This window comes from Streptomyces sp. NBC_01454, assembly GCF_036227565.1.
Taxonomy (GTDB): domain Bacteria; phylum Actinomycetota; class Actinomycetes; order Streptomycetales; family Streptomycetaceae; genus Streptomyces.
The window spans coordinates 178,286-205,026 of record NZ_CP109462.1 but is presented as its reverse complement, the minus strand read 5'-3'; the positions used below and the strand labels follow the sequence as shown (position 1 = coordinate 205,026).

At 71.0% G+C, this 26,741-nt stretch carries 26 protein-coding genes; 19 read left to right on the top strand and 7 right to left on the bottom strand.

The features are described 5' to 3' along the window. Positions 1-61: 61 nt before the first annotated feature. Genes OIU81_RS40840 through OIU81_RS40830 form a run of 3 tightly spaced genes read right to left on the bottom strand, consistent with a single transcriptional unit; the run spans position 62 to position 2,021 of the window. Positions 62-730, bottom strand: coding sequence for a hypothetical protein (locus OIU81_RS40840; protein WP_329156002.1), 669 nt, complete (start codon positions 728-730; stop codon positions 62-64). Further along, positions 727-1,335 (bottom strand): hypothetical protein, encoded by a 609-nt coding sequence (locus OIU81_RS40835; RefSeq protein WP_329156000.1) that lies wholly within the window; start codon positions 1,333-1,335, stop codon positions 727-729. The genes OIU81_RS40840 and OIU81_RS40835 overlap by 4 nt, the downstream gene beginning before the upstream one ends. Next, positions 1,332-2,021: a hypothetical protein gene (locus OIU81_RS40830; protein ID WP_329155998.1), complete on the bottom strand. Its 690-nt coding sequence runs from the start codon at positions 2,019-2,021 to the stop codon at positions 1,332-1,334. The genes OIU81_RS40835 and OIU81_RS40830 overlap by 4 nt, the downstream gene beginning before the upstream one ends. An 82-nt stretch (positions 2,022-2,103) precedes the next feature. On the opposite strand from OIU81_RS40830, the gene OIU81_RS40825 reads away from it, so the two are divergent. Continuing rightward, positions 2,104-2,880: an isoprenyl transferase gene (locus tag OIU81_RS40825; protein WP_329155996.1), complete on the top strand. Its 777-nt coding sequence runs from the start codon at positions 2,104-2,106 to the stop codon at positions 2,878-2,880. Positions 2,881-2,882: 2 nt separating this feature from the next. Here the strand turns inward: OIU81_RS40825 and OIU81_RS40820 are convergent, their stop codons facing one another. From OIU81_RS40820 to OIU81_RS40805, 4 genes are all read right to left on the bottom strand, one after another. Then, positions 2,883-3,731: a hypothetical protein gene (locus OIU81_RS40820; protein ID WP_329155994.1), complete on the bottom strand. Its 849-nt coding sequence runs from the start codon at positions 3,729-3,731 to the stop codon at positions 2,883-2,885. Beyond that, complete coding sequence (gene uppS / locus OIU81_RS40815; RefSeq protein WP_329155992.1) at positions 3,728-4,423, bottom strand: polyprenyl diphosphate synthase; 696 nt, start codon at positions 4,421-4,423, stop codon at positions 3,728-3,730. The genes OIU81_RS40820 and uppS overlap by 4 nt, the downstream gene beginning before the upstream one ends. Beyond that, positions 4,420-5,511, bottom strand: a complete 1,092-nt coding sequence (locus OIU81_RS40810; RefSeq protein WP_329155990.1) for a polyprenyl synthetase family protein — start codon at positions 5,509-5,511, stop codon at positions 4,420-4,422. The genes uppS and OIU81_RS40810 overlap by 4 nt, the downstream gene beginning before the upstream one ends. Positions 5,512-5,643: 132 nt before the next feature. Next, a complete protein-coding gene (locus tag OIU81_RS40805) occupies positions 5,644-6,372 on the bottom strand; it encodes an SDR family oxidoreductase (RefSeq protein ID WP_329155988.1) in 729 nt (242 codons plus the stop codon). A 287-nt stretch (positions 6,373-6,659) separates the two neighbouring features. Here OIU81_RS40805 and OIU81_RS40800 point away from each other — a divergent pair, with 287 nt between their 5' ends. The 18 genes from OIU81_RS40800 (at position 6,660) to OIU81_RS40715 (ending at position 26,711) form a co-directional block, all read left to right on the top strand. Beyond that, positions 6,660-7,691, top strand: a complete 1,032-nt coding sequence (locus tag OIU81_RS40800; RefSeq protein WP_329155987.1) for a radical SAM protein — start codon at positions 6,660-6,662, stop codon at positions 7,689-7,691. Continuing rightward, entirely contained in the window at positions 7,688-9,094 is a 1,407-nt protein-coding gene (locus OIU81_RS40795) for a B12-binding domain-containing radical SAM protein (RefSeq protein ID WP_329155985.1), read from the top strand. Before OIU81_RS40800 ends, OIU81_RS40795 begins: the two co-directional genes overlap by 4 nt. Before the next feature lie 89 nt (positions 9,095-9,183). Continuing rightward, entirely contained in the window at positions 9,184-10,140 is a 957-nt protein-coding gene (locus OIU81_RS40790) for a S66 peptidase family protein (protein WP_329155983.1), read from the top strand. Beyond that, on the top strand, positions 10,137-11,141 hold the full coding sequence (locus OIU81_RS40785) for an amino acid--tRNA ligase-related protein (RefSeq protein WP_329155981.1): 1,005 nt from the start codon (positions 10,137-10,139) through the stop codon (positions 11,139-11,141). The genes OIU81_RS40790 and OIU81_RS40785 overlap by 4 nt, the downstream gene beginning before the upstream one ends. Positions 11,142-11,160: 19 nt before the next feature. Beyond that, positions 11,161-11,571, top strand: coding sequence for a hypothetical protein (locus tag OIU81_RS40780; RefSeq protein ID WP_329155979.1), 411 nt, complete (start codon positions 11,161-11,163; stop codon positions 11,569-11,571). After that, complete coding sequence (locus tag OIU81_RS40775; protein ID WP_329155977.1) at positions 11,568-12,299, top strand: SDR family oxidoreductase; 732 nt, start codon at positions 11,568-11,570, stop codon at positions 12,297-12,299. Before OIU81_RS40780 ends, OIU81_RS40775 begins: the two co-directional genes overlap by 4 nt. Next, complete coding sequence (locus OIU81_RS40770; RefSeq protein WP_329155976.1) at positions 12,299-13,324, top strand: helix-turn-helix transcriptional regulator; 1,026 nt, start codon at positions 12,299-12,301, stop codon at positions 13,322-13,324. The genes OIU81_RS40775 and OIU81_RS40770 overlap by 1 nt, the downstream gene beginning before the upstream one ends. Position 13,325: 1 nt before the next feature. Beyond that, entirely contained in the window at positions 13,326-14,306 is a 981-nt protein-coding gene (locus OIU81_RS40765) for a DNA-3-methyladenine glycosylase family protein (protein WP_329155975.1), read from the top strand. 577 nt (positions 14,307-14,883) lie between these two features. Continuing rightward, on the top strand, positions 14,884-16,893 hold the full coding sequence (locus tag OIU81_RS40760) for an ABC transporter ATP-binding protein (RefSeq protein ID WP_329155974.1): 2,010 nt from the start codon (positions 14,884-14,886) through the stop codon (positions 16,891-16,893). Further along, complete coding sequence (locus OIU81_RS40755) at positions 16,890-17,426, top strand: HIT family protein (RefSeq protein WP_329155972.1); 537 nt, start codon at positions 16,890-16,892, stop codon at positions 17,424-17,426. Before OIU81_RS40760 ends, OIU81_RS40755 begins: the two co-directional genes overlap by 4 nt. Further along, complete coding sequence (locus tag OIU81_RS40750) at positions 17,423-18,454, top strand: phosphotransferase enzyme family protein (protein ID WP_329155971.1); 1,032 nt, start codon at positions 17,423-17,425, stop codon at positions 18,452-18,454. Before OIU81_RS40755 ends, OIU81_RS40750 begins: the two co-directional genes overlap by 4 nt. Further along, positions 18,441-19,826 carry an MFS transporter gene (locus OIU81_RS40745; RefSeq protein ID WP_329155970.1) on the top strand — a complete coding sequence of 462 codons (1,386 nt, stop codon included), beginning with the start codon at positions 18,441-18,443 and terminating at the stop codon, positions 19,824-19,826. Before OIU81_RS40750 ends, OIU81_RS40745 begins: the two co-directional genes overlap by 14 nt. Beyond that, positions 19,823-21,424 carry an NUDIX domain-containing protein gene (locus tag OIU81_RS40740; protein ID WP_329155968.1) on the top strand — a complete coding sequence of 534 codons (1,602 nt, stop codon included), beginning with the start codon at positions 19,823-19,825 and terminating at the stop codon, positions 21,422-21,424. The genes OIU81_RS40745 and OIU81_RS40740 overlap by 4 nt, the downstream gene beginning before the upstream one ends. Further along, positions 21,421-22,713 (top strand): protein-L-isoaspartate O-methyltransferase family protein, encoded by a 1,293-nt coding sequence (locus tag OIU81_RS40735; protein ID WP_329155967.1) that lies wholly within the window; start codon positions 21,421-21,423, stop codon positions 22,711-22,713. The genes OIU81_RS40740 and OIU81_RS40735 overlap by 4 nt, the downstream gene beginning before the upstream one ends. Further along, positions 22,710-23,579: a class I SAM-dependent methyltransferase gene (locus tag OIU81_RS40730; protein ID WP_329155965.1), complete on the top strand. Its 870-nt coding sequence runs from the start codon at positions 22,710-22,712 to the stop codon at positions 23,577-23,579. The genes OIU81_RS40735 and OIU81_RS40730 overlap by 4 nt, the downstream gene beginning before the upstream one ends. After that, the gene (locus OIU81_RS40725; protein WP_329155963.1) at positions 23,576-25,021 is read left to right on the top strand and encodes a phosphotransferase; all 1,446 of its coding nucleotides are present in this window, start codon (positions 23,576-23,578) and stop codon (positions 25,019-25,021) included. The genes OIU81_RS40730 and OIU81_RS40725 overlap by 4 nt, the downstream gene beginning before the upstream one ends. Continuing rightward, a complete protein-coding gene (locus OIU81_RS40720) occupies positions 25,018-26,058 on the top strand; it encodes a GNAT family N-acetyltransferase (protein ID WP_329155961.1) in 1,041 nt (346 codons plus the stop codon). The genes OIU81_RS40725 and OIU81_RS40720 overlap by 4 nt, the downstream gene beginning before the upstream one ends. Next, entirely contained in the window at positions 26,055-26,711 is a 657-nt protein-coding gene (locus tag OIU81_RS40715; protein ID WP_329155960.1) for a M15 family metallopeptidase, read from the top strand. Before OIU81_RS40720 ends, OIU81_RS40715 begins: the two co-directional genes overlap by 4 nt. Positions 26,712-26,741 lie beyond the last annotated feature (30 nt).

The following is a 26,741-nucleotide window of genomic DNA, read 5'->3' as shown; positions in this document are numbered from 1 at the left end:
GCGCCCGCAGTGGAGGCGAGCGGCGGAAGGGGGCGCCGCGTACACGCGGCGGCCCCGCTGGTCAGATGTGGATGATGCCCTGGGCCACGAGCTGCCTCCTCATGGTTCGGTACTCCTCCACCGTGACCGGCCGCTGCCCGCGCGCGTGCTTGGGCTTGCCGGCCTGTGAGGCCTCGGGCCACTCGTCGGCGGCGGGCAGCATGTCCAGCGCGGCGTGCGAGCGGGGCTTGGCCCGCGGGCCGCGCATGAACAGGGTGACCGTGCCGGGCAGCATCACCGTCTGGTGCACCAACGGATGGCCCAGGGTGTAGCACGAGCCGGGGCGCTCGACGGTGATGAGGCCCGGCTGGAGGTCTCCGGAAGCGAACTCGCCTTCCCCGGTGTCGGTCCGCCGCCGCCAGACGTGGATGTAGGCACCGGCCAGGACCAGGGTGGTGAAGGTGTACTTGTGGTCGTGCGGGACCAGTTCGCGCGCTCCGGGCGACATGTGCAGGCGGATCTGGAAGCCGCGGGCGTCATCCTGGTAGATCACGAGCCGGTTGATCAGGGGGTGGACCTCGCTCTCGGTCATCCGCTGCGGGTCGTGTTCGATCTCGCCGACGAGTTGCGTCAGAAGACGGCGGTCGGCGCCGAGCCGGAGCAGGATGTCGCGGCTGCGCCGGTGGGCCAGGCGCAGGTCGCTGTCGTCGAGGGCGGGCAGTTCCTCCAGCCAGTTCGTCGCCGTCGTCACGCGGTCACCTCGGCGGCGGTCTCGTCGCCCGGCAGCGCGGCGGTCAGGATCCGCTGCGCGGTGTCGAGCGCCTCGCGGTAGCTGTAGGCCGTCAGCGGCGCGGCGCCCACGGTCGGGGCCAGGGCGGTGCGCGCCAGGACGAGCTGGCAGCCGTCGTCGCTGGTCTCGATGGTGCGCAGGGTCCCGGGGTGGCAGGCGTAGATCGACTCCTCCGCGAAGGTGCGCACCAGCCACGGGTGGTCGTCGTCGACGTCCCCCTGGTGCCGGTAGCACTCGACGTGGCTGGTGCCGGTGAGGGTCAGGGTGACGGTCTTCTCGGTCGCCTCTTCCGGTCCCGGACTGCCCTCGGCGTACAGGCGCAGGTAGAGCAGGCAGTCGTGCTCGATGTCCTCGGCGAGCAGCAGATGCGTGTGGCCGGCGGCGGTGAACGAGCGTCCGGCGAACTGGGGGTCAGCGCGAGTGATCAGGTCGAGGGCCTGGCGGACCGCGCTGGGCCGCCAGCCGCCCTGGAGGATGTCCGGGTTGTCGGGGACGTCGGCGGGTGCGCTGCCTTGGTTGAGCAGGGCAGCGATCGGGGCCAGGTGTGCGAGCGCGTGAGAGGTCAACGCGTGATCCTTCCGGAGGTGAGGACGCCCAGCCGCTCGAGGTCGGCGACGAAGGCGCGATATTCGGACAAGGACATGGGGCCGGACAGGCGGTAGCGCTGGTCCGTGGGAGAGCCGTCGTCGCCGTCGATGCGGGTGTCGTGCAGGTCGGTAGCGGAGTTCCAGCGCCGCTGGCGTACCGGGCCGCGCAGGAACAGCGTGGCGGTGCCGGGGAAGACGGCGGTCTGGTGCACCAGGGAGTCGGAGAACAGGTAGGCGGTTCCGGGGCGCTCGACGGTGACCAGTCCGGGCGCCAGGTCGGCGGAGGTGAAGGGGCCTGTCTGTCCGGCGGCGGCGATGCGCCGGTTCCACACCTGGGCGTATCCGCCGGTCAGGACGTGGACGGCAAAGGGGTACTTGTGGTCGTGCGGGATGAGCTCCAGCCGGCCGTCCTGGAAGATGTGCAGCCGCAGCTGCCACCGGTCGGCGCCGGAGGTGTCCTCGGCGAGGACCAGGCGGTTGACGAGAGGGTTGGTCTCGCAGCGGGCCAGGCGCTCGGAATCGGCGCCGATCGAGGTGACCAGACCGGTCAGCAGTTCCCGGTCGTCGGCCAGGACGCGCAGGGCCGTGCTCGTGTCGGCCGCGCATTGGCGCGGGTTGTCCCAGTTGATCAGGTCCAGGGCGGTGGCGAGATCCGTTGGGGGCATGGGGTGAACGTCCTTTCCGTGGGCCTCCGTGGCGATACGGTTGCGTCCGGAAACCCGTGGTTGTTGATCGAAGGGACACGGCGTGGCACTCAGGGCGCTTCGCGCGGCGTTGGAAGCGGTGTACGTCAGGCGCCTGGCCCGCAAGGTGGAGGGCCTTCCCCGCCCTCGGCACGTCGCGATCATGCTGGACGGCAACCGCCGCTGGGCCCGCGGAGCCGGGCACGACGATCCGCGTGAGGGCTACCGCGTTGGCGGGGCCAAGGTCGGCGACTTCCTGCGCTGGTGTGACGCCGCCAAGATCGAGCACGTCACGCTGTGGATGCTCTCCGACGACAACCTGCACCGGCCCGCGAACGAGCTCGGCCCGCTGATCGAGATCATCGAAGAGACTGTCCAGAGCATCTGCGCGGCCGACGAGCAGTGGCGCATCGAGATCATCGGCTCGCTGGATCTGCTGCCGGGTGAAAGCGCGAGCGTCCTGAAGGACGCGGCCGACCGCACCTCCGGCCGCGCCGGACTCAAGGTCGACGTCGCCGTCGGGTACGGCGGCCGCCGCGAGATCGTCGACGCCGTCAAGACCGCCTTTGAGAAGCACACCGCCGCGGGCGGGGATCCGCAGGAGCTCGCGGAGAATTTCGACCTCGAGCACATCTCCGACAACCTGTACTCCCCGGCCGGTCGTGACACCGACTTCATCATCCGCACCTCCGGCGAGCAGCGGCTTTCCGGGTTTCTGCTGTGGCAGTCCGCCTACGCCGAGGTCCATTTTGTTGAGGTCCTGTGGCCGGCGTTCAGGCAGATCGACCTGCTGCGGGCGCTGCGCTCGTACGCGGCGCGGGAGCGCCGCTATGGCCGGTGACGTCATGCCAGGTGCGCCATCCGCGGGTCGGCGAGGATCGCGTCCACGGCCTGCTTGACTGAGCTGTCCTGGTCCTCTTCGTCGCTGGAGACGACCACGCACCTCCAGGGCGCGGCGACCTCCTCCAGGGCTTCCATCAGCCGGGTCTGCAGATCGAGGTAGGCGTCCTTGCCCCGGCCGCTTCCCGCCGCGCCGTGGTGCTCCAGTCCTCCCAGGGTGCCGCGCTGGGCGATCAGCCGGTCGTACGCGCGGTGCGGGGAGCAGCGCACCAGGACGGGAACCGTGCGGGTCTCGTCGGGGCGCAGCACCATGGCGGCCGAGCGCAGCACGGTGGCGGCGGCACGGGCGTGGCTGTCGTGGCGTGCCGTGCGCTGCGCGAGCAGGCACAGCTTGCTGACCATCTTCAGCGGGTGGGTCTCTTCGATGACGACGGTGCCGCTCTCCAGTTCCCGGTGGACGACGCTGGTGTAGTAGACGAGGCTGCCGGCGATCTCGCACAGCGCTGCCGCGGTGATGGCCTGCGGGTCGTTCGCCGCGATCGGAGCCGCGTCCAGCCGGCTCTCCAGGGAACGGTCCCGCAGGTCGGCCGGCGGGGCAGGCAGCAGGGTGCCCAGGGCGGTGCCGTCGGCGGCTTCGGCGAGGCTGTAGAGGGAGCGCAGTCCTGCGTCGTACAGCGCCCGGTTGGTGTCCGCGACGTGCCCCGTGGGCTGGGCCCGGAGGTAGTCCCGCCGGGAGAGGATGCGGACGGGTTTGCCCTCGTCGGCCAGGCGTTGGCGGACGGCGCGGGCGATGGTGCTCTTGCCCGCCCCGTCCGGGCCGAGGAAAGTGATCGCGGAGCCGGAGCGGGTCATCGGCGGTGTGCCTCCCGGTAGTGGGTCAGGGCCTGGGTGAGGTGCTGGCGGGTGAAGTCGGGCCAGTAGGTGGGGGTGAACCACAGCTCGGCGCCGACGCCGCCCCAGAGCAGGAAGCCGGAGCTGCGGCGTTCCCCGGAGGTGCGGATGAGGAGGTCCGGGTCGGGCTGGCCGCCGCTGATCGCGCGGCTCAGGTCCTCGACGGTGAGCAGCTTGGCGGCCTCGTCGGCGGGAACGCCCTCGCGGGCCCAGCCCCCCAGGAGACGGCGGACGGCGCTGGCGATCTCACGGCGTCCTCCGTAGGCGATGGCCAGATTCACCGTCAGCGTGTCCGGCGCGTCGGCACTGGCCTGCTCAGCGTGGCGGACCGCTTGCGCCACACGGGGCGGAAGGGCGTCGCCTTCACCCAGATGACGGATGCGCCACCGGCCGGCCCACGACAACTGCAGGACCGCACCGGTGATGATCTCCATCAGCGCTTCGACTTCGGCCGGGTCGCGGCGCAGGTTCTCGGTGGAGAGCATCCACAGGGTGACCAGGGGTATGCCGCTCTCCTCGCACCACGACAGGACCTGCGGAATCCGGCCGAAGCCGATCCGGTGCCCATCGGAGGGGGACAGGCCGCGCTCCTTCGCCCAGCGCCGGTTGCCGTCCAGGACGATGCCGACATGCCGCGGCCCGCCGGCGTTCACAGCAGCCGCTGGACGCCCCACACGGGCACGTCCCGGAAGAAGGCGACCGCGTCCGCTTCCGCCCAGGAAGCCCACTGCTCGGCCTCGGTGCTGGCCAGCTCGGCGAAGCGGCGCATGTCGGCGAGGAGGCTCCGGTCGACACGGTGGGCGGTCACGATCTCGCGGACCTTGTCCACGTCCGTCTGCGTCGCGCCGGCATGGCCCAGCACCGAGGAGAGGATCTTCTGCTCGGACTCCGAGGCGGCAAGCAGCGTACGGCGGATCAGGTAGGTCACCCGGCCGTCGGCGACGTCGGCCGTGGCGGGCTTGCCGGTGACCTCCTCGTTCCCGAAGAGCGACAAGTAGTCATCCCGCATCTGCCCCGAGATGCCGAAGGAGGTGGAGTACCGCCGCAGAGTCGGCTCGTGCTCCTTCGGGTCCTGCTCGGCGGCCAGCAGGCCGAGCTGCAGCGGGGCGAGCGCCGAGGACCGGGCGGCCTTGAAGTCGCACACGGAGTGCAGCAGTTCCTCTTCCGGCACGCCGAGGAAGTCCCGTTCGAGGTCGAAGACCTGGCCGATGAACGTGCTCAGGGCGGCCGTGTTCTGGACTGCGGTCATCGACTGGGCCAGCCACGGGTCCAGTCCGGCTTCCGTGATCACCTGCTGGGAGAGGACGAGGGCGAGGTCACCGGCCAGGACGGCCAGGCCCAGGGCGTGCTGGGGATGGTCGGGGAACTTGTCGCGGTAGGCGTAGTAGGTGGAGGGGCCGCCGCGGCGGGTGGCCGCGTTGTCGATGATGTCGTCGTGGATGAGCAGATGGGCCTGCAGCAGCTCGATACTCAGGGCGGCGGCGTCCACCGCCTTTACCGTCGTCGCGCCGCCGGGCACCAGGTTCGCGGCTTCGTAGGCGAACGCGACCCGCTGTCGCTTGCCGCCCCGCAGCGCCAGCTCCTCGACCATGCGCAGGCACTCAGGGGCGAAGCGGCTGAGTTCGGGCACGTCGGATGCCGCGTGCAGCTGTGCGAAGTACTTCTGGAAGAGGTCCTGGAAGCGGTCGCGGTGCTGTGTGATCCGGCTGCCCATCTGCCGGGTGACTTCGTCGTCGCTCATGCGCCCGTCAATGCCCTTCTGGTTGAAAAAAGAGGGGCACCGCAGAGCGCCCGGGCGCCAGTCGACCGTCCCCGGGTGTAGCGCCACCAGACGGGCGGGTGTCGCGATGCGCCCGCCACAGCGGTCGCGGCTCTACCTGCCGGCGGCGCGTACAACCAGTTCGGCCACGGCCACGCCGGCCGGCCGAGTGACGACGTAAGCGACCGCGTCCGCGACGTCTTCGGCGTTCAGGCCCTGCCCCGGGCTGCCCCCAAGGCTCCGGGCGAGAGGCGTGTCGACGAGGCCGGGCTGGATGAGGCCCACCCGTACCCCGGAGGGGGCGAGCTCACGGCGCAGCCCCTCGCTCCACGCGGCCACGGCCTGCTTCGTCGCCGCGTACACGCTGGTGCCCGGACTGCCCTGTCGCCCGGCTGTCGACCCGACGGTCACGAGGTCTGCCGTCCTGCGATCGGACGACGCGGCGGCGTCCACCAGGTGCGAAAGCGCGGCGTGGGCAATGTTGAGCGTTCCGCTCAGGTTGATGTCGATCATGGACTGCCACCGGCTCGGCACGGCGTCGGCGAAAGAGCTGAGGTGCGCGGCTCCTGCGCAGTTGATCAGAATGTCCAGCCTGCCCGCCGTGTCGACGACCTGGGCGACGGCCTGTTCGGCCCCGGCGGCGTCGGCGAGATCCGCACAGACGGCGAAGGCCTCACCGCCAGCGCTGCGGATCTCACAGCACACCTGTTCCAGAGCCTCGGCCCGGCGGGCGAGGAGCGCCACCGTCGCCCCCAGGCGCGCCAGCCGGTGTGCCGTTGCCCGCCCGATCCCGCTTGACGCGCCGGTGACCAGCGCCGCGGTGCCCGTCAGTTCAGCCTGCATCGACAACCTCGTTCCTTCACCTGCACCTGGCGGCTGTTCGCCAGGCGATTGACCGTAGGGGCGCTGCCCGGCCGCCGCGCTGTGGCGCGGGCATCGCCACAGTCGCCCTCTGGCGGCGCCACACCCCGGACGGGTGCACTGACTTCTCGACCAAGAGCGTTGTCAGGGTTCGGAGTTGGGTGGACAGCAAACCCTGACATCAACTCTGTCCAACGTTGTTGCTGGCCAGGGGAAGGGACCACGAGGCTGTGAGCGTGAATGTCAGCGATGTGCGAGGGAGGGGTGACATGCGGAAACCGCAAGTCCGGGTAACGGTGAACTCCCGCTGCAAGCGGAGCTGCTACTACTGCCGGCCGTCGGGTGAGGCCGTGGCCACCGAGTCCGGCACCGACCTGGCGCCCGAACAGCTGATCGCCGTCGCGAAGGCCGTCCGGGCTCAGGGTGTGGAGAGCATCAAGCTGACCGGCGGGGACCCGGCTCTGTACGGACCGCTCGTGGAGGTCGTGCGCCGCCTGCGCCAAGAGGCCGGCATGAGCGAGGTCGAGGTGATCTCGCGGCACCCGAGGATCGGCGAGCTCGCGCCTGCGCTCGCCGAGGCCGGGGTGACCCTGTTCAACGTCTCCCTGGACACCCTGGACGCGGGACTGCATCACGAGATCTGCGGCGTGAACGACCACGCCGAGGTGCTGGCCGCGATCGAGGCGTGCGTGGCCACCGGCGTACCCGTGAAGGTCAACGTCGTGGTCATGGACGGAATCAACGCCGCGGAGATCGACCCGCTGATCGCGTGGTGCGAAGAGGCCGGGGTCGAGAGTGTGAAGCTCCTCGACATCATCAAGGACCTCGGCGAGGGCAGCGAGAGCTTCGCCCGGCGCCTGGAGATCAAGCGCAGCCGGAACCTTCCCGACCTCTACGTCTCCATGGAGGAGCTCGCGGGCGACCTGCGCGTGCGGGCCATCGACGAGGAGACGGTGCAGCAGGGCGGCCTCGGCCACCCCATGACGGTGTTCACCATGCCCTCGGGCACCAAGGTGGTCCTCAAGGACTCCACCGCCGGCGCCTGGTACGGATCGGTGTGCCGCGGCTGCCCGCTCTTCCCGTGCCACGACGCGCTGATGGCGCTGCGCCTGACCGCCGACGCCCGGCTGCAGTTCTGCCTCCTGCGCGAGGACGTCACCGTCGACCTCGCCCCGCTGCTGGAGAAGGACGACCAGGAGGCGCTGGCCGCCCAGGTGGAAGCCGCGTTCGAGATGTACGCCGCCGCCTACTTCCGGCCCGGCGACGCCACTCCTCAGGAACTGCTGGAGGCGCACCGGTGAGCGGCGTGTTCATGGGACTCCCCTCCGGGCTGACGACCGCTCCGTCGACCCCGGCCTCCGAAGCGCGGGAGGGTCTGCCGACGGTCATCCTGGTCTATCCGAAGATCGACCACGAGAAGGACTACGTCTACTTCTGGATGCCGTTCTCGCTGCTGACCATCGCCAAGCCGCTCATGGAGAGCGGCCTGGTGAACGTGGTCCTGTTCGACGGCAATCAGAAGGACGCCGCGGCGTGGGAGCGGCTGCTGGACGAGCACCTCGGGCAGACGGTGTGCATCGGGGTCAGCATCATGACCGGCGGCGGGCAGATCGGGCACGCCCTGGAGATGGTGCGGGCCGCGAAGAAGCACCCCTTCTGCCCACCGGTCGTCTTCGGCGGACCTCACGTCAATGTGCAGCCCGAGCAGACCGCCGCGCACCCACTCGTCGACGCCGTCCTTCAGGGCCCCGGGCAGAACTCGATGCTCGAGTACGTGAAGTCGCTCCTCGGCCGCGTGCCGCGCCGGCTGGTACCGGGCCTGCGGATCGACAACGGCGAGTGCGTGATGTGCGGAAGAGTGAACCCGCCGCGGACCGGGAACCTGGGCGCCTACCCCTGGGCCCTGCTGGACGTCGCGAAGTACATCCGTGATGACCCCACGGTGGCCACCCGCACGCTCAACTACGTCTCCAGCCAGGGCTGCGTCTACAAGTGCCAGTTCTGCTTCGAACTCACCTACCAGCGCAAGTACTCGGCGATGGCGGCTCACGACCTCCTGGACGACGTGGTCGCGCTCAAGGCCGCGTACGGCATCAACGGGGTGAAGTTCTACGACGCGGACTGGTTCGTGAACCTGCGCAGGTCCCTCGGCTTCTGCGACGGGCTGCTCGACCGCGGCGTGGACATCCGGTGGGCGGCGAGCATCAACCCCAACGACATCCTCAAGGCCCGCCGGGCCAAGCTCCCGTTGTTGGAGCGGATCGCGGAGAGCGGCTGCTCGCGGCTGCTGATGGGCGTGGAGTCGGGCAACGACCGCGTGCTGGCCGACGTGGTCCGCAAGGAGATCACCCGCGCGAGCATTCTCGACGTCGCGGCGGACATCGCCGCCCACGGCATCCTCGGCTCCTACACGTTCATCGTCGGGTTCCCCGGCGAGAGCGACGCGGAGATGGAGGACACCTATTCCCTGATCGAGGAGCTGCGGCAGCTCGACCCGCAGCCCGAGACACGGGTGCACCTGTTCGCCCCGTACCCGGGCACCCCGCTGTGGGAGCAAGCCCTGGAAGCCGGCTTCGTCCCGCCCGCCTCGCTGGAGGAGTGGTCGGGCTTCGACTACTACACGTCCTTAACCCCCTGGACGACCGACGCCACCGCGGCCCGGGCCCGGGAGGCGACTCAGATGCGGCTGGCCCCCGCCCGCTGACACCCCTTACCGTCACGCTGTGCACCGGAATCATCACCCCTCGGGTGATCCGGTGCGCGGCGGCCAGCCCCAGCCAGAGGAGACCTCGCTTGAGTACCGCACGTGTTCTGCCCGCCCCGCTCACCAAGGGCGACCGCATCGGCATCGTCACCGTGTCCGCGCCCGAACCGGCCCAGAACCCCGACCAGTTCGAACGCGGGCTTGACGCTCTGCGCGGCCGCGGGTTCGAGCCGGTCATCGCCGCCCACGCGCTGGACACCCACGGCTACCGGGCCGGCAGCGAGACCGCTCTCCTGGACGACTTCCACTCCTTCATCGCCGACCCCGACATCGCGGCCGTGGTGTGCGCCGGGGGCGGCAAGAACGCCAACCGGCTGCTGCGCGGCCTGGACTACACGCTGATCGGCGCCCATCCGAAGCCGATCGTGGGGGTGAGCGACCCGACGGTGTTGCTGAACGCGATCACCGCCCGCACCGGCATGCCGACCTTCCACGGGCCCGCTGTCCTGTGGGACTTCGGCTCCGCCGACGCCCCGGCAGCGACCGGCGATCACTTCGCGGCCGTGCTCGCCGGCGAGGCGCACGCCGCCCGGATCGACGCCCCGCTGGGGTGGGCCCGTACCGGATCCGCGCAAGGGCCTCTGGTCGCCGGATGCCTGTCCTCGCTGCGCTGCCTGCTCGGCACCGTGTGGGAACCGCACTGGCAGGGGGCGGTCCTCGCCTGGGAGGACGCGTTCAAGCCGATCGAGCAGCTGGACCAGACCCTGACCCACTTCCGAGACTGCGGCGTCCTGGACCAGATCTCCGGCATGGTCGTCGGCGAACTCCTCGGCTGTGAGCCCTCCCGCGGGACGGGCGCCCAGCAGATGGTCACGGACCTGTGCGCCGAGTACGACTTCCCCATCGCCATCGGCCTGCCCTTCGGGCACACCCCCCTCAAGCACACCCTGCCCATCGGCGCCGAGGTCCTGCTCGACTCCACCGCCGAGCACCCCCTCACCATCACCTCCCCCTGGACCACCCCGTCCGAAGGAGGAGACCGGTGACCATCGCCCCCGACGACCGGCGCCTGTACGGCACTCTCCTCAAGCAGCACCCCGCCGAGCGGACCCTTCTGCTGGCCAAGGCAGACATGGTGCGCGCCATGCGCGGCTGGCTTCACGAGACCGGCTACACGGAGGTCGCCACCCCCGTGCTGTGTCAGGACCGTGAGAGCGCCCCGATCCCGCAGTTCGCCACTCACCACCCGCTGACCGGACAGTCCTTCCACCTGCGGCACTCCGCCGAGGAACACCTGCGCCGCGTCGTCGTCAGCATCGACCGCGTCTTCGACCTGTCCAAGGCGATCCGCGCCGAGCAGGCCGACGACAGCCACGCGATCGAGTTCACCATGCTGCAGACCGCCGCCCGCGACATCAACCTCCAGACCGGAATCAACCTGGTCACCAGCCTGGTGCAGCACACGGTGCAGACCACGTTCGCCACCCTGGCCACCCCCGCAGTCGACTTCACCACCATCCACACGCGCCCCGTCGACGACGCGATCGCCGAAGCGCTCGGCGTCACCGAGGCCCCGACCGGTGCGGAACTGGTCGCCGCCGCCCGAGGCTGGCTCAAGGAGCGCGGCCTGGAGGCGGACGGCACCGACTGGGCGGTGATGGAGGACTTCGTCAAGCACGCCGTGGAGAAGCCCGTCACCCAGCCCACCGTGCTGTACGGATTCCCCTGGGAGCTGCGGCACAACTCCCGCATCAACGAAGCGACCGGCCGAGCGGAGCGGTTCTCCCTGATAGCGGCCGGCACCGAGATCTGCGACGGCGGCGTCAAACTGCGCACCGCCGCCGACTACCGGCCGATGGTCGAGGCGAACATCGCCCTGCGCACACAGCTCCACGGCATTCCCGCGGACCAGGGGCCGGTCGACTTCTTCACCGACATCGACTGCGACCCCGCCGACGTGTTCACGTTCGGCCTGGGCGTCGAACGGCTGCTGGCGCTGTGCACTGGCCGCACCGTGTTCGAGGCCCTGACCTTCCCCTATCACTGACCGAGAGGACCTGTTCCGCGTGACCAGCATGCGCGCCGTCGTCATCACGGAAAGCCTCACCGGCGGTGAACTCCCCGCTGGCTTCTCCGGCATGGAGGACCGCCGCTACCCGCATCTGCTCGACGAGCGCACCCCTATCGAGATCATTGAGCTGGCCGTGCCGGGCGACCGGGCGGCCGCCCTGGCGCTGGCTCTGTCTGCCGCGCTGAAGTCCCGGCTGTACTACGCCCACCTGATCGATGAGACGCGGATGCTCGTGGTCTTCCCGCGCACCGTCGTCGACATCCCCCGCGGCGATGAGGACGCCATCGCCCATGCCCGGGCCGTCGGCGCCCTGTTCGGCATTCCCGACGACCAGATGCGCTTCGCCGAGATGTGGGACACCGACCACCCCGACGCCCCCGCCCAGCCGGAGGCCGAAGCCCGGTGACCGCTCCCCCGTCCGCTGTCGCTCCGCTGGCCGTCGTGACCGGCGCCAGTGGGACTCTCGGCGCAGCGATCCGCACCCGCCTGATCACAGAGGGCTGGCAGGTCGTGGCCACCTACCGCACCCGCCCGCCCCAGGACGAGGACTCCTCCTGGGTACGGTTCGACGCCTCCGACGACGCCGCGACCGCCGCCTTACGGCATGCTGTCGACTTCTGCCCTGGCCGGCTGCACGCGGTGTTCGCCTGCATCGGTGCCCCCTCCACCAAGCGGACCGTCGCGGACACCGACGTCAGCGAGTACGAGTCGGTTCACCAGGCCAACGTCGTCAGCTTCGTCCGCACCTGGCACGCCCTCGCCGACCGGGCCCGGCGCGACGGTGCCCGCGTTCTGGCGGTCGGCTCCGACGCCGGGCAGGCGGCCCGTCCCGGCAACGGCCCGTACACCGCGGCGAAGGCCGCCCTCGCCTCCCTCGTCATTACCCTGGCCAAGGAGGAGCTGCAGCACGGCGTCCGGGTCAATCTCCTCGCACCGTCGCTCATCGACTCGCCCCTCGCCCAGCACGTCATGGCCCTCAAGGGCGTCACCGACCCCGACGCCTACTACAAACAGCTGCCTTGGGGGCGCCCCCTGTCCCTGGACGAGGTCGCCGCCACCTGCATCGACCTGGCCACCGCTGAGCAGTGGTCGTACGCCACCGGCCAGGTCTATCCGCTGGGGGCGGCACTCTGATGGTCGACGCCGTCCGCGCCCGGCAGCTGGGCATCGTGCACATGCTCCGCAGCCGCACCAACGTGCCCGCCAGCGAGCTGGCCGACCGCTTCGGCGTCACCGAACGCACCATCTACCGCGACATCACCACCCTCACCGCTCATGGCATCCCCATCCAGGCCCAGCCCGGGAAGGTCGGCGGATACCGGCTCTCCCCCGACACCGCCCTCGACCCGCTGACCATCGACTCCGACCACGCCCTGCGGCTGTACGTCCTGGGATTCCTCGACCCCGACGCCGCCGCCACCGAAGACCGCGCCCGCGCGGTCGGCATCAGCGACACCGTCCAAGAGGTCATCCGGCGCCTGGCCCGGCGCATCCACTTCGACACCGCCGACTGGTACTGGCGCGATGAAGGCTCCGGGCACCTTCCGATCCTGCGCACCGCCATGCTCGCCGCGACCGCCGTCGAAGCCACCTGGCGCACGAAGACCGGCAGCCAGGAGACCGCTCTCCTCAAGCCCTACGGCGTGGTGTGGAAGGCCGGCGAGTGGCACATGGTCGCCGCCCGCGCCACCGGCGGCCCCGCCCGGTACCGCCTCAACCTGGTCGACCGGCTGGTGCCCACCGACCTGACCTTCGCCTACCCCGAGTCCTTCTCCGTCCGCGACTGGTGGGCGCAGGCCATGGAGGACTACGGCAAGGGCGAGGTACGCGTCGCCCTGAACGTCACGGCTGCGGCACGCGACGAGATGCTGCGCCTGAGCCTGAAGTCCACGTCCCAGGTCCATGAACACGACGACGGGTCCCTGACGATCGTGTTGTTCGTCGACCGGTGGGAGTGGCTGATTCCCCTGGTCAGCAGCTACGGCCCGGACGTCATCGTCACCGAACCGGAGGAGCTGCGCGCGGCGATAGCCGGCCAGCTGCGCCGCACCCTGGCCGTCTACGACACCGCCGCGCCCCCGGGCCCGGCGCCGCCGGACGGACTGCCCGATGACGACTCCCGCCTGAGATCCACCCACGGCCGCCACCCAGGAGCATGACGTGACCCCCCGCCACCTCGACCACGCCGACACCCTCGAACTGCCCGTCACCGGAGACGGTCCCTTCGACTTCCTCCACACCTTCTGGAAGCCGTCCCATTACACCACCGGGCTCGAGGCGCACACCGCCACCCGCTCCTGGCGGACCTTCCGGGCCGGCGACCTCGTCACCGGCGTACGCCTGCACGCCGAAGACCGGCTCGTCATCGCCGACATCTACACCGACGGCGACTACAAGCCCGCTCACCGCGAGCACCTGGCACGCCGACTGACCTCCTCCTACGGCCTGGACGAGGACCTCAGCCAGTTCACCGAACTCGCCTCCGCTGTACCGCAGATCCGCGAGCCACTCCGCTCGCTGTCCGGCATGCGGCAGAGCTGTCCCGAAGACCACTTCGAGATCGCGGTGGTCGCCCTGCTCCTGCAGAACGTCACCATCGCCCGGACCACCCAGATGACCCGCAACCTCCTCACCCACCACGGCCAGCTCGTCCACTTCGACGGCATCACGCTCAGGGCCTGGTTCACGCCCGAGGAACTGGCGCACGTCTCCGCCGAGACCTTCAAGGAGCAGGACCGCCTCGGCTACCGTGCCAAGACCCTGCCCGACTTCGCCGCCTTCTTCCGTGATCACACCACCGAGGAACTCCAGAGCGCCGGCGACCTCGTGCAGACCTTTCAGCAGATCAAGGGCGTCGGCCCCTACACCGCCGCGATCATGGCCTCCCACGCGTCCCGGAACACCGACTCCTTCGGCCTGGACGTGTGGAACCGCAAGATCCTCGCCCGTCGGCTCCTCGATGCCGAAGACGCCGCACCGGAAGCCGTCACCCGCCGCCTGAACAAGCTCTTCCCCGGCCATGCCGGAACCGCCGGCCTGTACTTCGTCGAGCACGAGTACCTCAACGCCCCCGTCGCGCCACTCCTCGACCCAGCCGGCATCGACGCCTGGAACGAGGCTCTGGAACACCCCGTCCCCTGACCTGACCCCACCACCGACCCGGCAGCGCCCCGGCCGACGCTGCCGTCACAGCCATGCGTTCACGGCCGCGAGGACAAGTCCACGAACGGGTGACACGCCGCGTTCGAGTGCATCTCCGCCACCCCCGGGCGCGGCCCCGGCGCCCACCACCGACCAATAGAACATTCGTCCACGATCTGCCCCCGGCCAAGCCGTTACGGACCCCCCACGGGGGCGTTCTTAGAGCACCAGTACCCCTCACGCGCCCAGATGGAGGACTTCATGAACCCCGTACTCGCCCTTGCGCATCGGCCTCTCGGATTCGAACAGCGGCGGCCCTCGACTACTCCTCTCGCCTGCCACGCACAGCGGGTTGACGCCGTCGCCCACCGCTCAGCACGACCGGATACGAGGTGGACAGCATGAGCGAGCCCACCCATGCAGCGGCCAGCCGCCGCGGGACGCAGGCGCGCCGCCACGCCCCTTCGTCGCTGTTGCCCGCCACCCACGACGGTGGCTGCCGGGCGGCGTCTTCCGGGATTCTGCCCGCCGGCCGGCCTGTCCCGGCAGCGCGGACCGCGGTCACCGGGAGCCGGTCATGACCGATCCTTTGCGCCCGGCCGCACCGAGCGCCCGATCCGTGCCGCACGCCCGTACCGAGCCCCTGCCGCTCCCTCCGGCGTCTGCCCCGCCCTCGCCCGAAGGCGCGGAGCTTGGCGACGAACTCACGGATGCCTACTGGGCGACCTGGGACGGTGAGGCCTCCCGCACCAGCATGTGGAAGATCTTCGCCACGCTCCCCGCGATCGTCCGCCGTGTGCTGGGGATGGCGTGGCGCGCCGACGCACGGGCCACCTGGGCCGTGATCGTCCTGCAGCTGGGTTCGGCGGCGATGGCGGCGTTCGGGCTCCTGGCCTCGATCGGCGTCCTGCAGGCCCTCTTCGCCCAGGGCGCCACACCAGACCGGATCCGCGCCGCGTTCCCGTCCCTGGCCTTGGTGGCCGGGCTGCTGATGTTCCGTGCCGTGCTCGATGCCGGGGTCGCCTTGTATCAGGCCCGGCTGACACCGAAGATCCGCCGCATTGTCGAGATGGATTTCCTTCGCCTGGCGGCCCACGTGCGGCTTGAGGCCGTCGACGACGCGAACTGGGCGGATGACTCCAACCGCGCCAACGACCGGGGGCTCTACTACGCGCGCCAGTCCATCACCCAGATCATGGAACTCGCGTCCGCGCTCCTGGGACTCATCGGTGCCGCCTCTGTTTTGACCCTGCTCCACCCCCTTCTTCTGCCACTGCTTCTCGCCTCGGTGATTCCGCAGGGGCTCGCCTCGGTGCGCTCCGCACGCATGCGGTTCCTCAGCCAGGTCCGCTACAGCACCCTCCAGCGGCGCGTGCGGCTGTTCACCTGGCTGCTGCTGGACCGGGACGCCGCCGCGGAGCTGCGCTCCTCGACCGCGCAGCCGGCGCTGCTGGGCGAGCACGAGCGCATCGCCCGGCGGATCGAGGAGGAGGACACCCGGCTGGGGCGGGCCGAGGCCCGCACGGCCCTGTTCGGCCGAGCAGTCGGCGGTGTGGCCACCGGCCTGACCTACGCCGCGCTCGCCTGGATGACGATCGTGGGCTGGCTGCCGCTGGCCTCCGGCGGCGGCGCCGTTCTGGCAATCCGGGCCAGCCAGGGCACCCTGACCCGGATCGTCCTCGCGACGCACTACGTGTACGAGCACGCCCTGTGGGTGTCGGACCTGTACTCCTTCCTGGAGAAGTGCCGCACGTTGCTGCCACGCCGCACCGGGCTCGCCGCACCCGGCCAGGTCAAGACGATCAGCATCGAGAACGTCGCCTACACCTACCCCGACGGGAAGAAGCCCGCGCTCAACGGCGTGTCCCTGGAACTGGCCGCAGGCTCCACCGTCGCGTTCGTGGGGGCGAACGGCTCGGGCAAGTCCACGATGTCGAAGCTGATCGCCGGGTTGTACGAGCCGACGGCCGGCAGTATCGCCTGGGACGGCACCGACGTGCTGACGATGGACGCCGAAAGCGTGCAGGCCCAGGTAGCCATGGTCCTCCAGGACCCGGTGGAGTGGCCGCTCTCGGCCCTCGCGAACATCACCATCTCCACCGGGACGATCACGCAGGCCGATCCGGAGCGGGCGCGCGAGGCCGCGACGGCGTCCGGCGCCGACCGGGTCATCGCCGGGCTGCGCCAGCAGTGGACGACCCCGCTCTCGAAGCGGTTCAAGGACGGCGAAGAGCTCTCCGGCGGGGACTGGGCGAAGTTCGCCGTGGCCCGCGGTCTCTACAAGGACGCCGCGGTCCTCCTGCTCGACGAGCCGACCGCCAGCATGGACCCGCGTGCCGAGCACGCCGCCTACACCGCTGTGCTGCGCGGCCGCCGTCGCGCGGACCGCATCACGATCCTGATCTCCCATCGGCTTGCCAGCGTGATCGAGTGCGATCGGATCTTCGTGTTCCAGGACGGCCAGATCATCGAAAACGGTGATCACACTTCGCTGATGGCTCAACGCGGTGAGTACTACCAGATGTTCACCCTCCAGGCCGCCGCCTACCAGGCCGAGGCTCCGAGCAGGAACGGGGACGGCGGATGAGCGCCGCCGACAGGCGGATCACGCCCGCCCCACGCACTGAATGGCCGGAGCACTTCGAGGACCACCTGGCCGGGACCGGCTGCCCGATCTGCACCAACGACTTCACCGCCGAGGACATCGAGTGGGGCCTGCTGATCAACAAGGGCCCGTTCGCCAACGTCTATCTGTGGCGCAGCGGTCAGGTCCGCGGCTATGTGGTGGTGATCTTCACCGCGCGGCACGTCGCCGAGCCGACCGCGATGACCTCCGCTGAGGCCGCGGGTTTCTGGAACGAGGCGCTGGCCGCCGGTCGCGCGGTGGAGCAGTACTACCGCCCGCTGAAGCTCAACTACCAGCTCCTCGGTAACGCCGTGCCACATGCCCATTTCCACATCACTCCCCGGCGCTGCGCCGACCAGGATCCGGCGCCCGGCGGGCCGCTCCCCTTCGACGTCCTCGATCACGGCCGTCAGGACGAGGAGCAGTTGCAGTCCGACGCCCGGGGCCTGCGCGAGCTGCTGGGCTGCACTGGGTCCTCGGTGGTGTCACGGTGAGCGCGGAGGCCGCCGTGATGGTGGTGGCGGGAGTCCTGGCGCTGCACTACCGCATCATCCCGACCGACGTCTCCGAGGGGCCGTCAGGGACCGCCACCTGCAACTACGTGGCCCAGGACGCCGACGGCCGGCGATGGTTCGTGAAGGCCTATCCGGCGAGCGCTGATCTGGGGGCCGAGCAGCGTGCCCTCGAGCTGGCCGAGTTCGCCGCGCGCGGCGGGGTCCCGGTGCCGGTGATGCGCCGCACCCTCGACGGTGATCTCATCGCGGCGGGCGGCGGGTTGTCGGTGTCCGTCGCCGCGTTCGTTGAAGGTGCCGAGACAGCGGAAGGCGGTCTGTCCGGCACGCGGTGGGCCGCCGTCGGCGAGAGCGTGGGCCGGCTGCACCGCACACTCGCCCGCCATCCGGACGGGCCGCCGCGCCGCGCCCCCGCCCGCGAGGTCTGCGACGTCAAGCGGGGCCGACAGCGCTTGGAGCGGCTACTCGCCCGCTATGCGAAGCAGCCCCCGAGCTGCCCCTTCGAGGTATGGGCGAGGGACGCCGCTCGGGAGCGGCTGGAGGGACTACCCGCCGCGGCTTCCATGCTCAAAGCGCTCCCGCCGACCCTCGCCGTGCAGATCGTTCACGGCGACCTTTCCTCCCTGAACTTGATGCTGAAAGGCGAGAAGGTCGCCGCAGTGATCGACTTCCGGCCGCCGTCGCACCGCAGCCCGATGTGGGAGCTGGGCCGCATCGTGCTCGACCCGCGCACGGTTCTCGCCGCCCCCAACTGGCCCGCGGGCCTGGCCGCAGCCGTCGCTGCCTACCGGGAGGCCAACCCGGCCATGTCGACGGAAGACCTGCTGACGGTGCCACGGGTAGCGGCCGGCTATCTGGCCTGCTCGGCATATCCCCTGTCCGAGCCGCTCGACGACCCGTCCGCGGTCACCTCTCAGCTGGAGGCGTACGGGCGGGACCGGCATCGGGCGCAGCGTGTGCTGTGGGAGCGCCTGACGGAAGCCGAGGAGGTGCTCCATGACCTCCTCTGACCCCTCCTCCCCCGGCGCCCGGCCGTCGCTGTGGCGACACCGCGACTTCCGCCGCTACCTCACTGGGCAGGCAGCCAGCGTGACCGGCAGCTCGATCAGCAGCATGGTGATCCCCGTGCTGGCGGTGCTCGAACTGGACGCGACCACCGCCGAGGTCGCCTGGTTGACGTTTCTGGGTCAACTGCCTCCCGCACTGCTGGCGTTGCATGCCGGGGCCCTGGCCGACCGCCATTCCAAGCGGAAGCAGATGATCACCGGCGACCTGGTCAGCGCCGCCGCGCTGGCCAGCGTGCCGGTGGCGGCCGCGCTGGATCGGCTGTCCCTGACTCAGCTGATGGTGGTCGCGGCCGTGCAGGGCGCGGCGGGCGTGTTGCACGATGCCGCCGCGATCAGTCTCCTGCCCGGCCTGGTCGACCGGTCCCTGCTCCAGCGGAGCAACAGCCGCATCGGCGGGCTCTTCGCCGTCGCCGCCACTGCGGGCAGCAACCTCGGCGCCGCCCTGACCGCCCTCCTCGGCCCGGCCCGGGCGCTTCTCGGGGACGTCCTCTCCTACGTCGTCAGCGCCTGGTGCACCGCCCGCATCCAGGCCCCGGAGAGCCCCCGGCCAGCAGCGGAAGGCCGTCGGCTGCACGCCGAGATCGGTGAGGGCCTGCGGTACGTGTCCGGCGACCACCGGCTGCGCACACTGACCCTGGTCAACGCCACGACGTCGGCCGCTCTGGCACTCCTCAACACTCTGTGGGCGCTGTACCTGCTCCGGTCCCTCGCGATGAGCGCGACCACCTTCGGCGTGGTCCTGGGACTCGGAGCCCTGGGCGCGGCGGCCGGCGCTCTCGCCGCCCCCTCACTCGCGACGCGGTACGGGCCCGGGCCGATGATGCTCGCCGCGCTCGCGATCACCCCGCTCACACAGATCCCTCTGCTCCTCGCCTCTCCAGGCCTCGCCTGGCAGTTCGCCATCGGTGGTGCGCTTTTCCTTCAACTAGTCTGTGCCGCGGCCGCGGGGACAACCCAGCGCACCATTCGCCAGGTCGTCACCGCCGACGGCATGCAAGCCCGCATGCAGGCCGTGAGCACCTGGCTCACCTCCGGTGCGCGGCCGGTAGCCGCGCTCCTCGCCGGCGGACTCGGCACCTGGATCGGCGTACGCCCCACGCTGATCGTCGGCACCTGCCTCCTCGCCGTCCCTCTCGTGGTCCTCTACCGGTCCCCGCTGCGCAGCCTGCTGGAGATGCCCGGCTCGCCCACTGCGGCTCCTCCTTCAGCAGATGCCCTCACGCCACCGACGCCATCACCGTTGGAGCCGACCGTTCCCAATCCCGCGGCCGCCGTGGATGTACGGCAGGACCGCTCTGCGGGAGGTGGCCCATGAGCACGGACCTGAACACAGCCGCTGCCCCGGAGCCGTCACCACCGTGTCCGGCGCCGGACACGACCCTCCCGCCCAGCACCTACGCCCTGCCCCACAACTCCCGAGGTGATCACGTGCCGCCCTCCCGCTCCCACATCCGCGCGACTGTCGAGGCCTATCTCGGCCGGCATGCCGAGGAACGGGAAGCCCTGGAAGGCTTGTTGGTTGTCCTCGACGGCGCCGACGAGCCGTCCAGCCGCACCACGCTGCCCGGTCACGTCACCTGCAGTGCCGTGATCATCGACCGCGACCGTCGAGTGCTCCACATCGGCCATAGGGTGACAGGGCTGGTACTCGCTCCCGGCGGCCATGTTGAGACGGGTGACCGTACGCTCCTGGCCGCGGCCGTGCGGGAGGTGTGCGAAGAGGCCGGGATCCGCCCCGGCGACCTCTGTCTGACCCCGCAGTTCCTCGGCGAGCCGATCGACGTCGATGTCCATGACATCGAAGCCAATCCGACCAAGGGCGAGCCCTCCCATCAGCACTTCGACTTCCGCTTCGCGTTCTACCTCACAGCCGAGCAACCGCCGCCGCTCGCCCTGCAGGACGAGGAAGTCACCGGCGCTCAGTGGCTGCCGTTCGCTGACGTCCGGTCCCCCACCCTGCGGGCTAAGCTCCTGGACGCCGAGGCGGACGGCCTCGACGGGCGGCCGGAACCCGTCAACGCCAGCGCCTTGATCCACGACGGGGCCGGCCGGTACCTCCTTCATCTTCGAGATGACCGGGAGGGCATCTGGGAGCCCTGGGTGCTGGCCCTCCTCGGTGGCGGCCGCACGAGGGACGATTCCTGCCTTGAAGCGACGCTACGGCGCGAGCTCGCCGAGGAAGTGCCGGGTCTGGAGCCCACGGAACTGGTGCCGTACGCCGTGGAGGAGGCGACAAGCGTCGACGGCCTTGCGGTCCCCATCATCGTCTACGCCGGGCGCTGGAGTGGGGATGCCGAAGCGGTGGAGCTCCGCGAAGGTGTCCTGCTGAAGTGGTGCACCGCGGACACGCTCGACCGGCTGCGACTGAGCCCCGGACTCGGCGAGCTGATCCGGCGCCACGCGGCCGAGCACCCTGCGGAGGGACCGCCGGATGGTGCCTGTCCGCTGACCGGCGAGGCCCCGCCGGGGACCGAGCTGCACATCGTCGGCGTCCACCTCCACCTCCAGGACGACCACGGCCGGATCCTCCTCGGCCTGCGCCACCCTGACTCCGCCTTCGCACCGGACACCTGGCACTTCCTGGCCGGCCACTGCGAGCGGGAAGCCGCGATCGACTGCCTGGTCCGAGAGGCGAAGGAGGAAGCAGGCCTCACCATCGCTCCCGAGGACGTCGACCTCGTCCACACCTTGCACCACGTCGACTCCCCCAACGTGCGACCGAGGATCGCGCTCGTCTTCCAGGCTCGCTCCTGGACCGGCGACCCGGAGGTCCTGGAGCCCGACCGGTGCGTGGAGTGGCGGTGGTGGAAACCCCAGGACCTTCCGGCCGAGGTCGTGCCGTACACCCGGCAGGCGATCGACGGGATTCTTCGGGGGCACCGGTACTCCGAGCAGGGCTGGGGCGAACGATGAGCACCCTGGACACCTGTCCCGCCACCGGCGACCAGGCGTTGGAGCGCACCGCGGGCCCGGTCGACGGAGCCACGCCGGCGGGTGCGGAAGCGGATCCGGCAGCCGCACGGGCGGCGATGGTCGCCCTGCTTGAGGAGGAAGGGTCTCTGAGGCCGGGCCCGGTCCGCGACGCCCTCCTCGTGCTGCCCCGCGAAGTGCTGATGCCGCAGGCGTACGTACGGCGCAGCGGCCCGGGCGAGGAGTTGCCTCGGTGGGATTTGCTGGACTGGTCTGCGCCGCAGGACCGCCCCGAGCTCCTCGGGCTGCTGTACGGCAGGGCCAGTGTGCTCGTCCAGCATGACGGGGAGCCGCTGCTGGGCCGGGCGCGCGGGACGCGGTCGGGAGCATCGATCACGTCGATGTCGACGGTGATGGGCCTGACCGTCGAGCTGCTGGAGGAGCTGGATCTGCGCCCGGGTCTGCGGGTGCTGGACGTCGGGACGGGCGCGGGGGTGACCGCCGCGGTGGCCTGCCAAGTCTGCGGCGACCAGAGGGTGACGACCCTGGACCGGGACCGGCACCTCACCGACGCGGCCGCCGCCCGGCTGGCCGATCTCGGCTTCCGGCCGCAGGTGGTGTGCGGATCGGGCGAACAGGGCGTGCCGGGCCGGGAGTCCGACCGGATCTTCGTGTCGTACACGGTGGAGTGCGTACCGCCGGCCCTGGTCGAGCGACTCGCGCCAGGCGGCAAACTGCTGGCGCACGTGACCAGCGCGTCCCCGTCGTGGCCCGGCCTCGCAGTCGTCCGGCGCACCGCAGACGGGCATGTTACGGCGGAGCTGCGGGCCGTGGAGTTCGCCCACCGTGCCGGGCACGGCATGGCGCGGCTCTGGCTCAACGAGGAGTTCCGGCAGCGCATCGCCACCGAGCCCGGCACCTGGACCCAGCGGAGCAAGCTGGCGCCGCCCGCGGACAGCGACCGCGGATTCTGGCTGGCGGCTGACCACCTCCTCGGAGGTCTGGTGCGGGACTTCGGCTCTGAGCACCTGGCGATCGGCGCACCCATCTGCGGATCCTGGATGCGCGCGGAGCCGGTGGGCCACCGGCGCTGGAGCGTGACCGTCCAAGGGCCGCGGGACATCTGGAAAGAGATCCAGGACCTCGCCGACCGGTGGCGGGCCGCACGCTCCCCCGACCGCTACCGCCTCTACTTCGACGCGGACGGCGGGCAGCGGGCCGCGTCCGAGTGCGGACGCCTGTCCTGGCAACTGCCCATCGCCCGCCCGCTTGATGAGGGAGCCACCTCGTGACCTACCCTGACGGGCCCCTTCCGGGCCTTGCACCGGAGCAGGAGGCCATGTTCGAGGGCGCGGCGTTGACCTACGCCCGCCACCGCCCCGGCCTGCCGGACGCGGCGGTGCGACTGCTCGCCGACACGCTGCGGGGCCGCCCTTCCCCGGTGCTGCTCGACCTGGGCACCGGAACCGGGCAGGTGCCCTTCGCGCTCCTGTCCGCCGGCGCTGACCTGACGCACATCGAAGCGGTCGACGTCAGTCCGCAGATGCTGCATCAGGCCGGGCAAGCCCTCGCCCCCGTGCTCGGCAACTGCACCCTCAGCCTGGTCCACGCGGCGGCCGACGCCTACGAGCCGCTCGCGACGCTGCCCGGCGAACCGGATTCCGGCCCGGACCTGATCACCTGCTGCCGGTCCTACCACTGGATGGACGGGCCGGCGGTCCTGGAGATGGCAGACCGGGTCGCCACACCGGGTGCCGCAGTGGCGATCATGGGTGACGGGAGCCTGTGGACCCACGTCGCCGACTGGACCCGTGCGCTGCGCGAGTTGATCCAGCTCTACCTGGGCGACGAGCGCCGGGCGGGCGCCAGCCGTTCCTACGCCGAGCCCCGCCGCTCGTACGAGGAGGACCTCGCCGACTCGGCGTTCAACGACGTCACCGAACACCTCTTCCCGGTGACACGAACCTGGGCGCCGCGGGAGGTACTCGGCTTCCTGCGCACCACGTCCTTCGCCGGGCCTGAGCTCTTCGCAGAGCGGCATCAGGCGTTCGAGGACGAGGCCCTCGCACTTCTCCACGCGCACGCGGTGGACGGGGCTCTGGTCGAGGAAGCGACGTTCAGGGTTCTGCTCGCCCGGCGTCCGGAGGGAGCGCGATGAGCGGCGGGCAGCGGCACACCGAGCCGGTGGACGTCCACCTGATCCTGCGCCGGGAGACCGCCGACGGCCCGCAGATCTTACTGTCGCGGCGGGCCGGGCAGGTGTACGCCGCCGGCCTGTGGCACCTGCCGTCGGGTCATCTGGACGGTCCGCATGAGGACGTGGTCACCGCCCTGATCCGCGAGGCGCGGGAGGAGACCGGTGTCGTCATCGACCCGGCCGACGTGCGGGCCGCCGTGACCGTGCACCACCGCAGCCCCGGAGGTGCCTCCCGTAGCGGGCACTTCTTCGAGGTCCGGAGGTGGAAGGGCGAGCCTGAGATCGCGGAGCCGGACGTCTGCGACGCGATGGACTGGGCACCCCTTCACGCCCTGCCTGCCCAGATGGTGGCGTACTGCCGTGCGGGCCTGGACGCCTACACCGCTCGCGCGCGCCTGGCCGTGCACTTCCAACTGCCTGGCGACAGCATCGCCTTCGACCCCGGCGCCGACCGGTTGCGCCTCGTGCCGGACGTGACCGGCCAGGCGTCTACCGCCCGTCCCGACGCCGCGGTCGTGAAGTTCGCGGAGCAGGCGGTCGGCCGGATCATGCAGTGGACGGATACGTCGTGGGCGCGCGAGGAGAGCCGCGTGTGGCGGGTCCGCGGCGTCCAGGGCGGCACCTGGTACGTGAAGGTGCACCAGAACGAGCGGTTCCACGGCCGGGAAGTGCGGGGGCTACGGACGTGGGCGCGGGAGCTGGGGGCGGCCGCGCCCCGGCTGGTCGCCGCCGACGAGACACTGCGGGCGGTGGTCCTCACCGCGGTGCCGGGCCTCCCGCTGCACGGCGCTGTCCTTGCCCCGGAGCGGGAGAGGGAGGTCTTCCAGCGGATCGGCGCGCTGGCCCGCCGCATCCACCAGTCCTCTCCCCCACGGCCCGCTCCGGTCGGCAGCGGCCCGGCCGTCACCAAGGCCGACCGGCACCTGGCCGGGGCGCGGTCTCATCTGCTCCCGGGTGATGAGGAGTTCGTCCGCGAGCTCGTGCGGCAGGCCGAGGACCTGCCACCGCTGGAGTGGGTGGAGACCCATGGAGATTTCCAGCTCAGAAACGTCCTCGCCACTTCTGACGCCGGTGCCGAGTCGGACGCCCTTGATGTCTTCGTGGCGGTGATCGATTTCGAGCGTAGTGAGCCGGGCCCGGCCGTGCGGGATCTGGTCCGTCTGTCCGACGCCTGGGCCGGCCGCGACGACCTGTTCGAGGCGTTTCTGGCCGGGTACGGCAGGACCCTGACCGCCGCCGAGGAGGCCCGGCTGGTCATCGACGCAGCTCTGGATTCCGTGAGTGGGATCGCCTACGGCGCCGCCCACGGTGACCCCGAGCTCGTCGAACGCGGCCGGCGGACGCTGGCCCGGCTGCGCGCCGAGCACCGTGCAGCCCTCTCACCGACAGGAGATGAGACGTGAACGCCGACACGGCACCCACTACCGCGGCCGAGCCGCGCGACGCCGCCGGACGGCCGCCGGTCCGCGCGGCAACCGCCGCTGACGCCGAGGCCATCACCCGGATGCGCTCCGAACATGTCCTGTCCGCACCGTTCACCGAGGACTGGCTCCGGCGGTGCACGGACGAGCTGGCGCCACGGCTCACGCCGGGGGGAGACGCCCGGGCCGTCGTCATCGACGCCCCGGACGGCACGATGGCCGCCTGCGCCCTCGGCCTGATCCACCCCGTGCTCCCAGCCCCGGCCTACCCCCGAGGCCGGGCCGCCCGCGTACAGCTCGTCGCCACCCAGCCCGAGTTCCGCCGCCGCGGCTACGCCCGGGCCGTCGTGTCCGCACTCCTGGACCACCTCGCCGACGTCGAGGAAGTGACGCTGTTCGAGCTGCACACCAGCCCGGAGGCCGCGCCCCTGTACCGGGAGCTCGGCTTCAGCGGCAACCCGGCACTGATGCGGATGACCCGCCACCACCATCTGGCCGGTGCCGTGCCCGGTGCGCAGCCGGAATCGACGTGGGTGCCGCCGCAGCAGTACGCCGACGCACTGCCCCGGGCGGCCGCGTACGTGTGCCTCTACGTCACCGACGAGGACGACCGGCCGCTCCAGCTGCACTCCGTCTACTCCCCCGGCCACCCCTGGCACATGATCGGCGGCGCGATGGACCTGGGCGAGCGGCCCTGGGACGCGGTGGTGCGCGAGTGCCGGGAAGAGACCGGCATGACCGCCGCAGGTCTGCCCCGGCTGCTGGCCACCGTGTACGGGCAGCCCCGGGCGCAGCGTCCGTACAGCACGCTGCAGCTGATCTTCGACGGCGGCCGCCTCACCGCTGAACGGATCCGGGGCATCACCCTCAACCCGCGCGAGCACGACGAGGCCCGCGTCCTGCCCCTGGCCGAGTGGGAGGCCTTGATGCCGACCCGCGATTTCACGCGGCTGTGCGCCGTGGAGGAGGCCCGCCGCACCGGCGTGGCCGCATACGTCGACACCTGGGGAAACGCATGACCACCAGCAGCATCGTCTTGATGTCCGACCCGCGGGTCGCCGCGATCCCCGTCCAAGAGCGCGGCGAGGCCCTCCTCGACGCCCGGGTGCACGGCTTGATGGTCGACGACCGCAAGCAGGACGCTGCGGGCGCCTGGGCCCACATCCGCCGGGGTGTGCTCACGCGGCTCCAGCAGGCGCAAGCGCTGCTACCCGGCGGTGTGCGGCTGCTGTTCATTGAGGGTTACCGGCCCCCGTCTCTGCAGCGCCGGTACTTCGAGGAGTACTCCGATGAGCTCGCGCGCGCCAACCCGGACTGGCACGCTGCCGAACTCCGGGAGGCAGCCAGCCGCTTCGTGTCGCCTCCGGAGATCGCGCCGCACTCCGCCGGCGCGGCCGTCGACGTGACCCTGATCGACCACCAGGGCCGCGAGCTGGACATGGGCACACGCGTCAACGCCTCCCCGGAGGAGTCCGACGGCGCCTGCTACACCGACGCCCCCGGCCTCAGTGTCCGGGCCCGCACGAACCGGGCCACCCTGGCCGGCGCGCTGTCCACCGCAGGCTTGATCAATTACGGGACCGAGTGGTGGCACTGGTCGTTCGGCGACCGGTACTGGGCGCTGCAGACCCAGCAGCCCGCCGCCCTCTACGGTCCCGTCGAACTGCCCTGACACCGACCACCCCACCCTTCACGAACAAGG

Bases quoted from the DNA above. Each gene is read 5' to 3' on its own strand.
- OIU81_RS40830 (WP_329155998.1), bottom strand. From the start codon at position 2,021: ATGCCCCCAACGGATCTCGCCACCGCCCTGGACCTGATCAACTGGGAC.
- OIU81_RS40820 (WP_329155994.1), bottom strand. From the start codon at position 3,731: ATGACCCGCTCCGGCTCCGCGATCACTTTCCTCGGCCCGGACGGGGCG.
- OIU81_RS40810 (WP_329155990.1), bottom strand. From the start codon at position 5,511: ATGAGCGACGACGAAGTCACCCGGCAGATGGGCAGCCGGATCACACAG.
- OIU81_RS40805 (WP_329155988.1), bottom strand. From the start codon at position 6,372: ATGCAGGCTGAACTGACGGGCACCGCGGCGCTGGTCACCGGCGCGTCA.
- OIU81_RS40800 (WP_329155987.1), top strand. From the start codon at position 6,660: ATGCGGAAACCGCAAGTCCGGGTAACGGTGAACTCCCGCTGCAAGCGG.
- OIU81_RS40770 (WP_329155976.1), top strand. From the start codon at position 12,299: ATGGTCGACGCCGTCCGCGCCCGGCAGCTGGGCATCGTGCACATGCTC.
- OIU81_RS40760 (WP_329155974.1), top strand. From the start codon at position 14,884: ATGACCGATCCTTTGCGCCCGGCCGCACCGAGCGCCCGATCCGTGCCG.
- OIU81_RS40755 (WP_329155972.1), top strand. From the start codon at position 16,890: ATGAGCGCCGCCGACAGGCGGATCACGCCCGCCCCACGCACTGAATGG.
- OIU81_RS40745 (WP_329155970.1), top strand. From the start codon at position 18,441: ATGACCTCCTCTGACCCCTCCTCCCCCGGCGCCCGGCCGTCGCTGTGG.
- OIU81_RS40740 (WP_329155968.1), top strand. From the start codon at position 19,823: ATGAGCACGGACCTGAACACAGCCGCTGCCCCGGAGCCGTCACCACCG.
- OIU81_RS40735 (WP_329155967.1), top strand. From the start codon at position 21,421: ATGAGCACCCTGGACACCTGTCCCGCCACCGGCGACCAGGCGTTGGAG.
- OIU81_RS40725 (WP_329155963.1), top strand. From the start codon at position 23,576: ATGAGCGGCGGGCAGCGGCACACCGAGCCGGTGGACGTCCACCTGATC.
- OIU81_RS40715 (WP_329155960.1), top strand. From the start codon at position 26,055: ATGACCACCAGCAGCATCGTCTTGATGTCCGACCCGCGGGTCGCCGCG.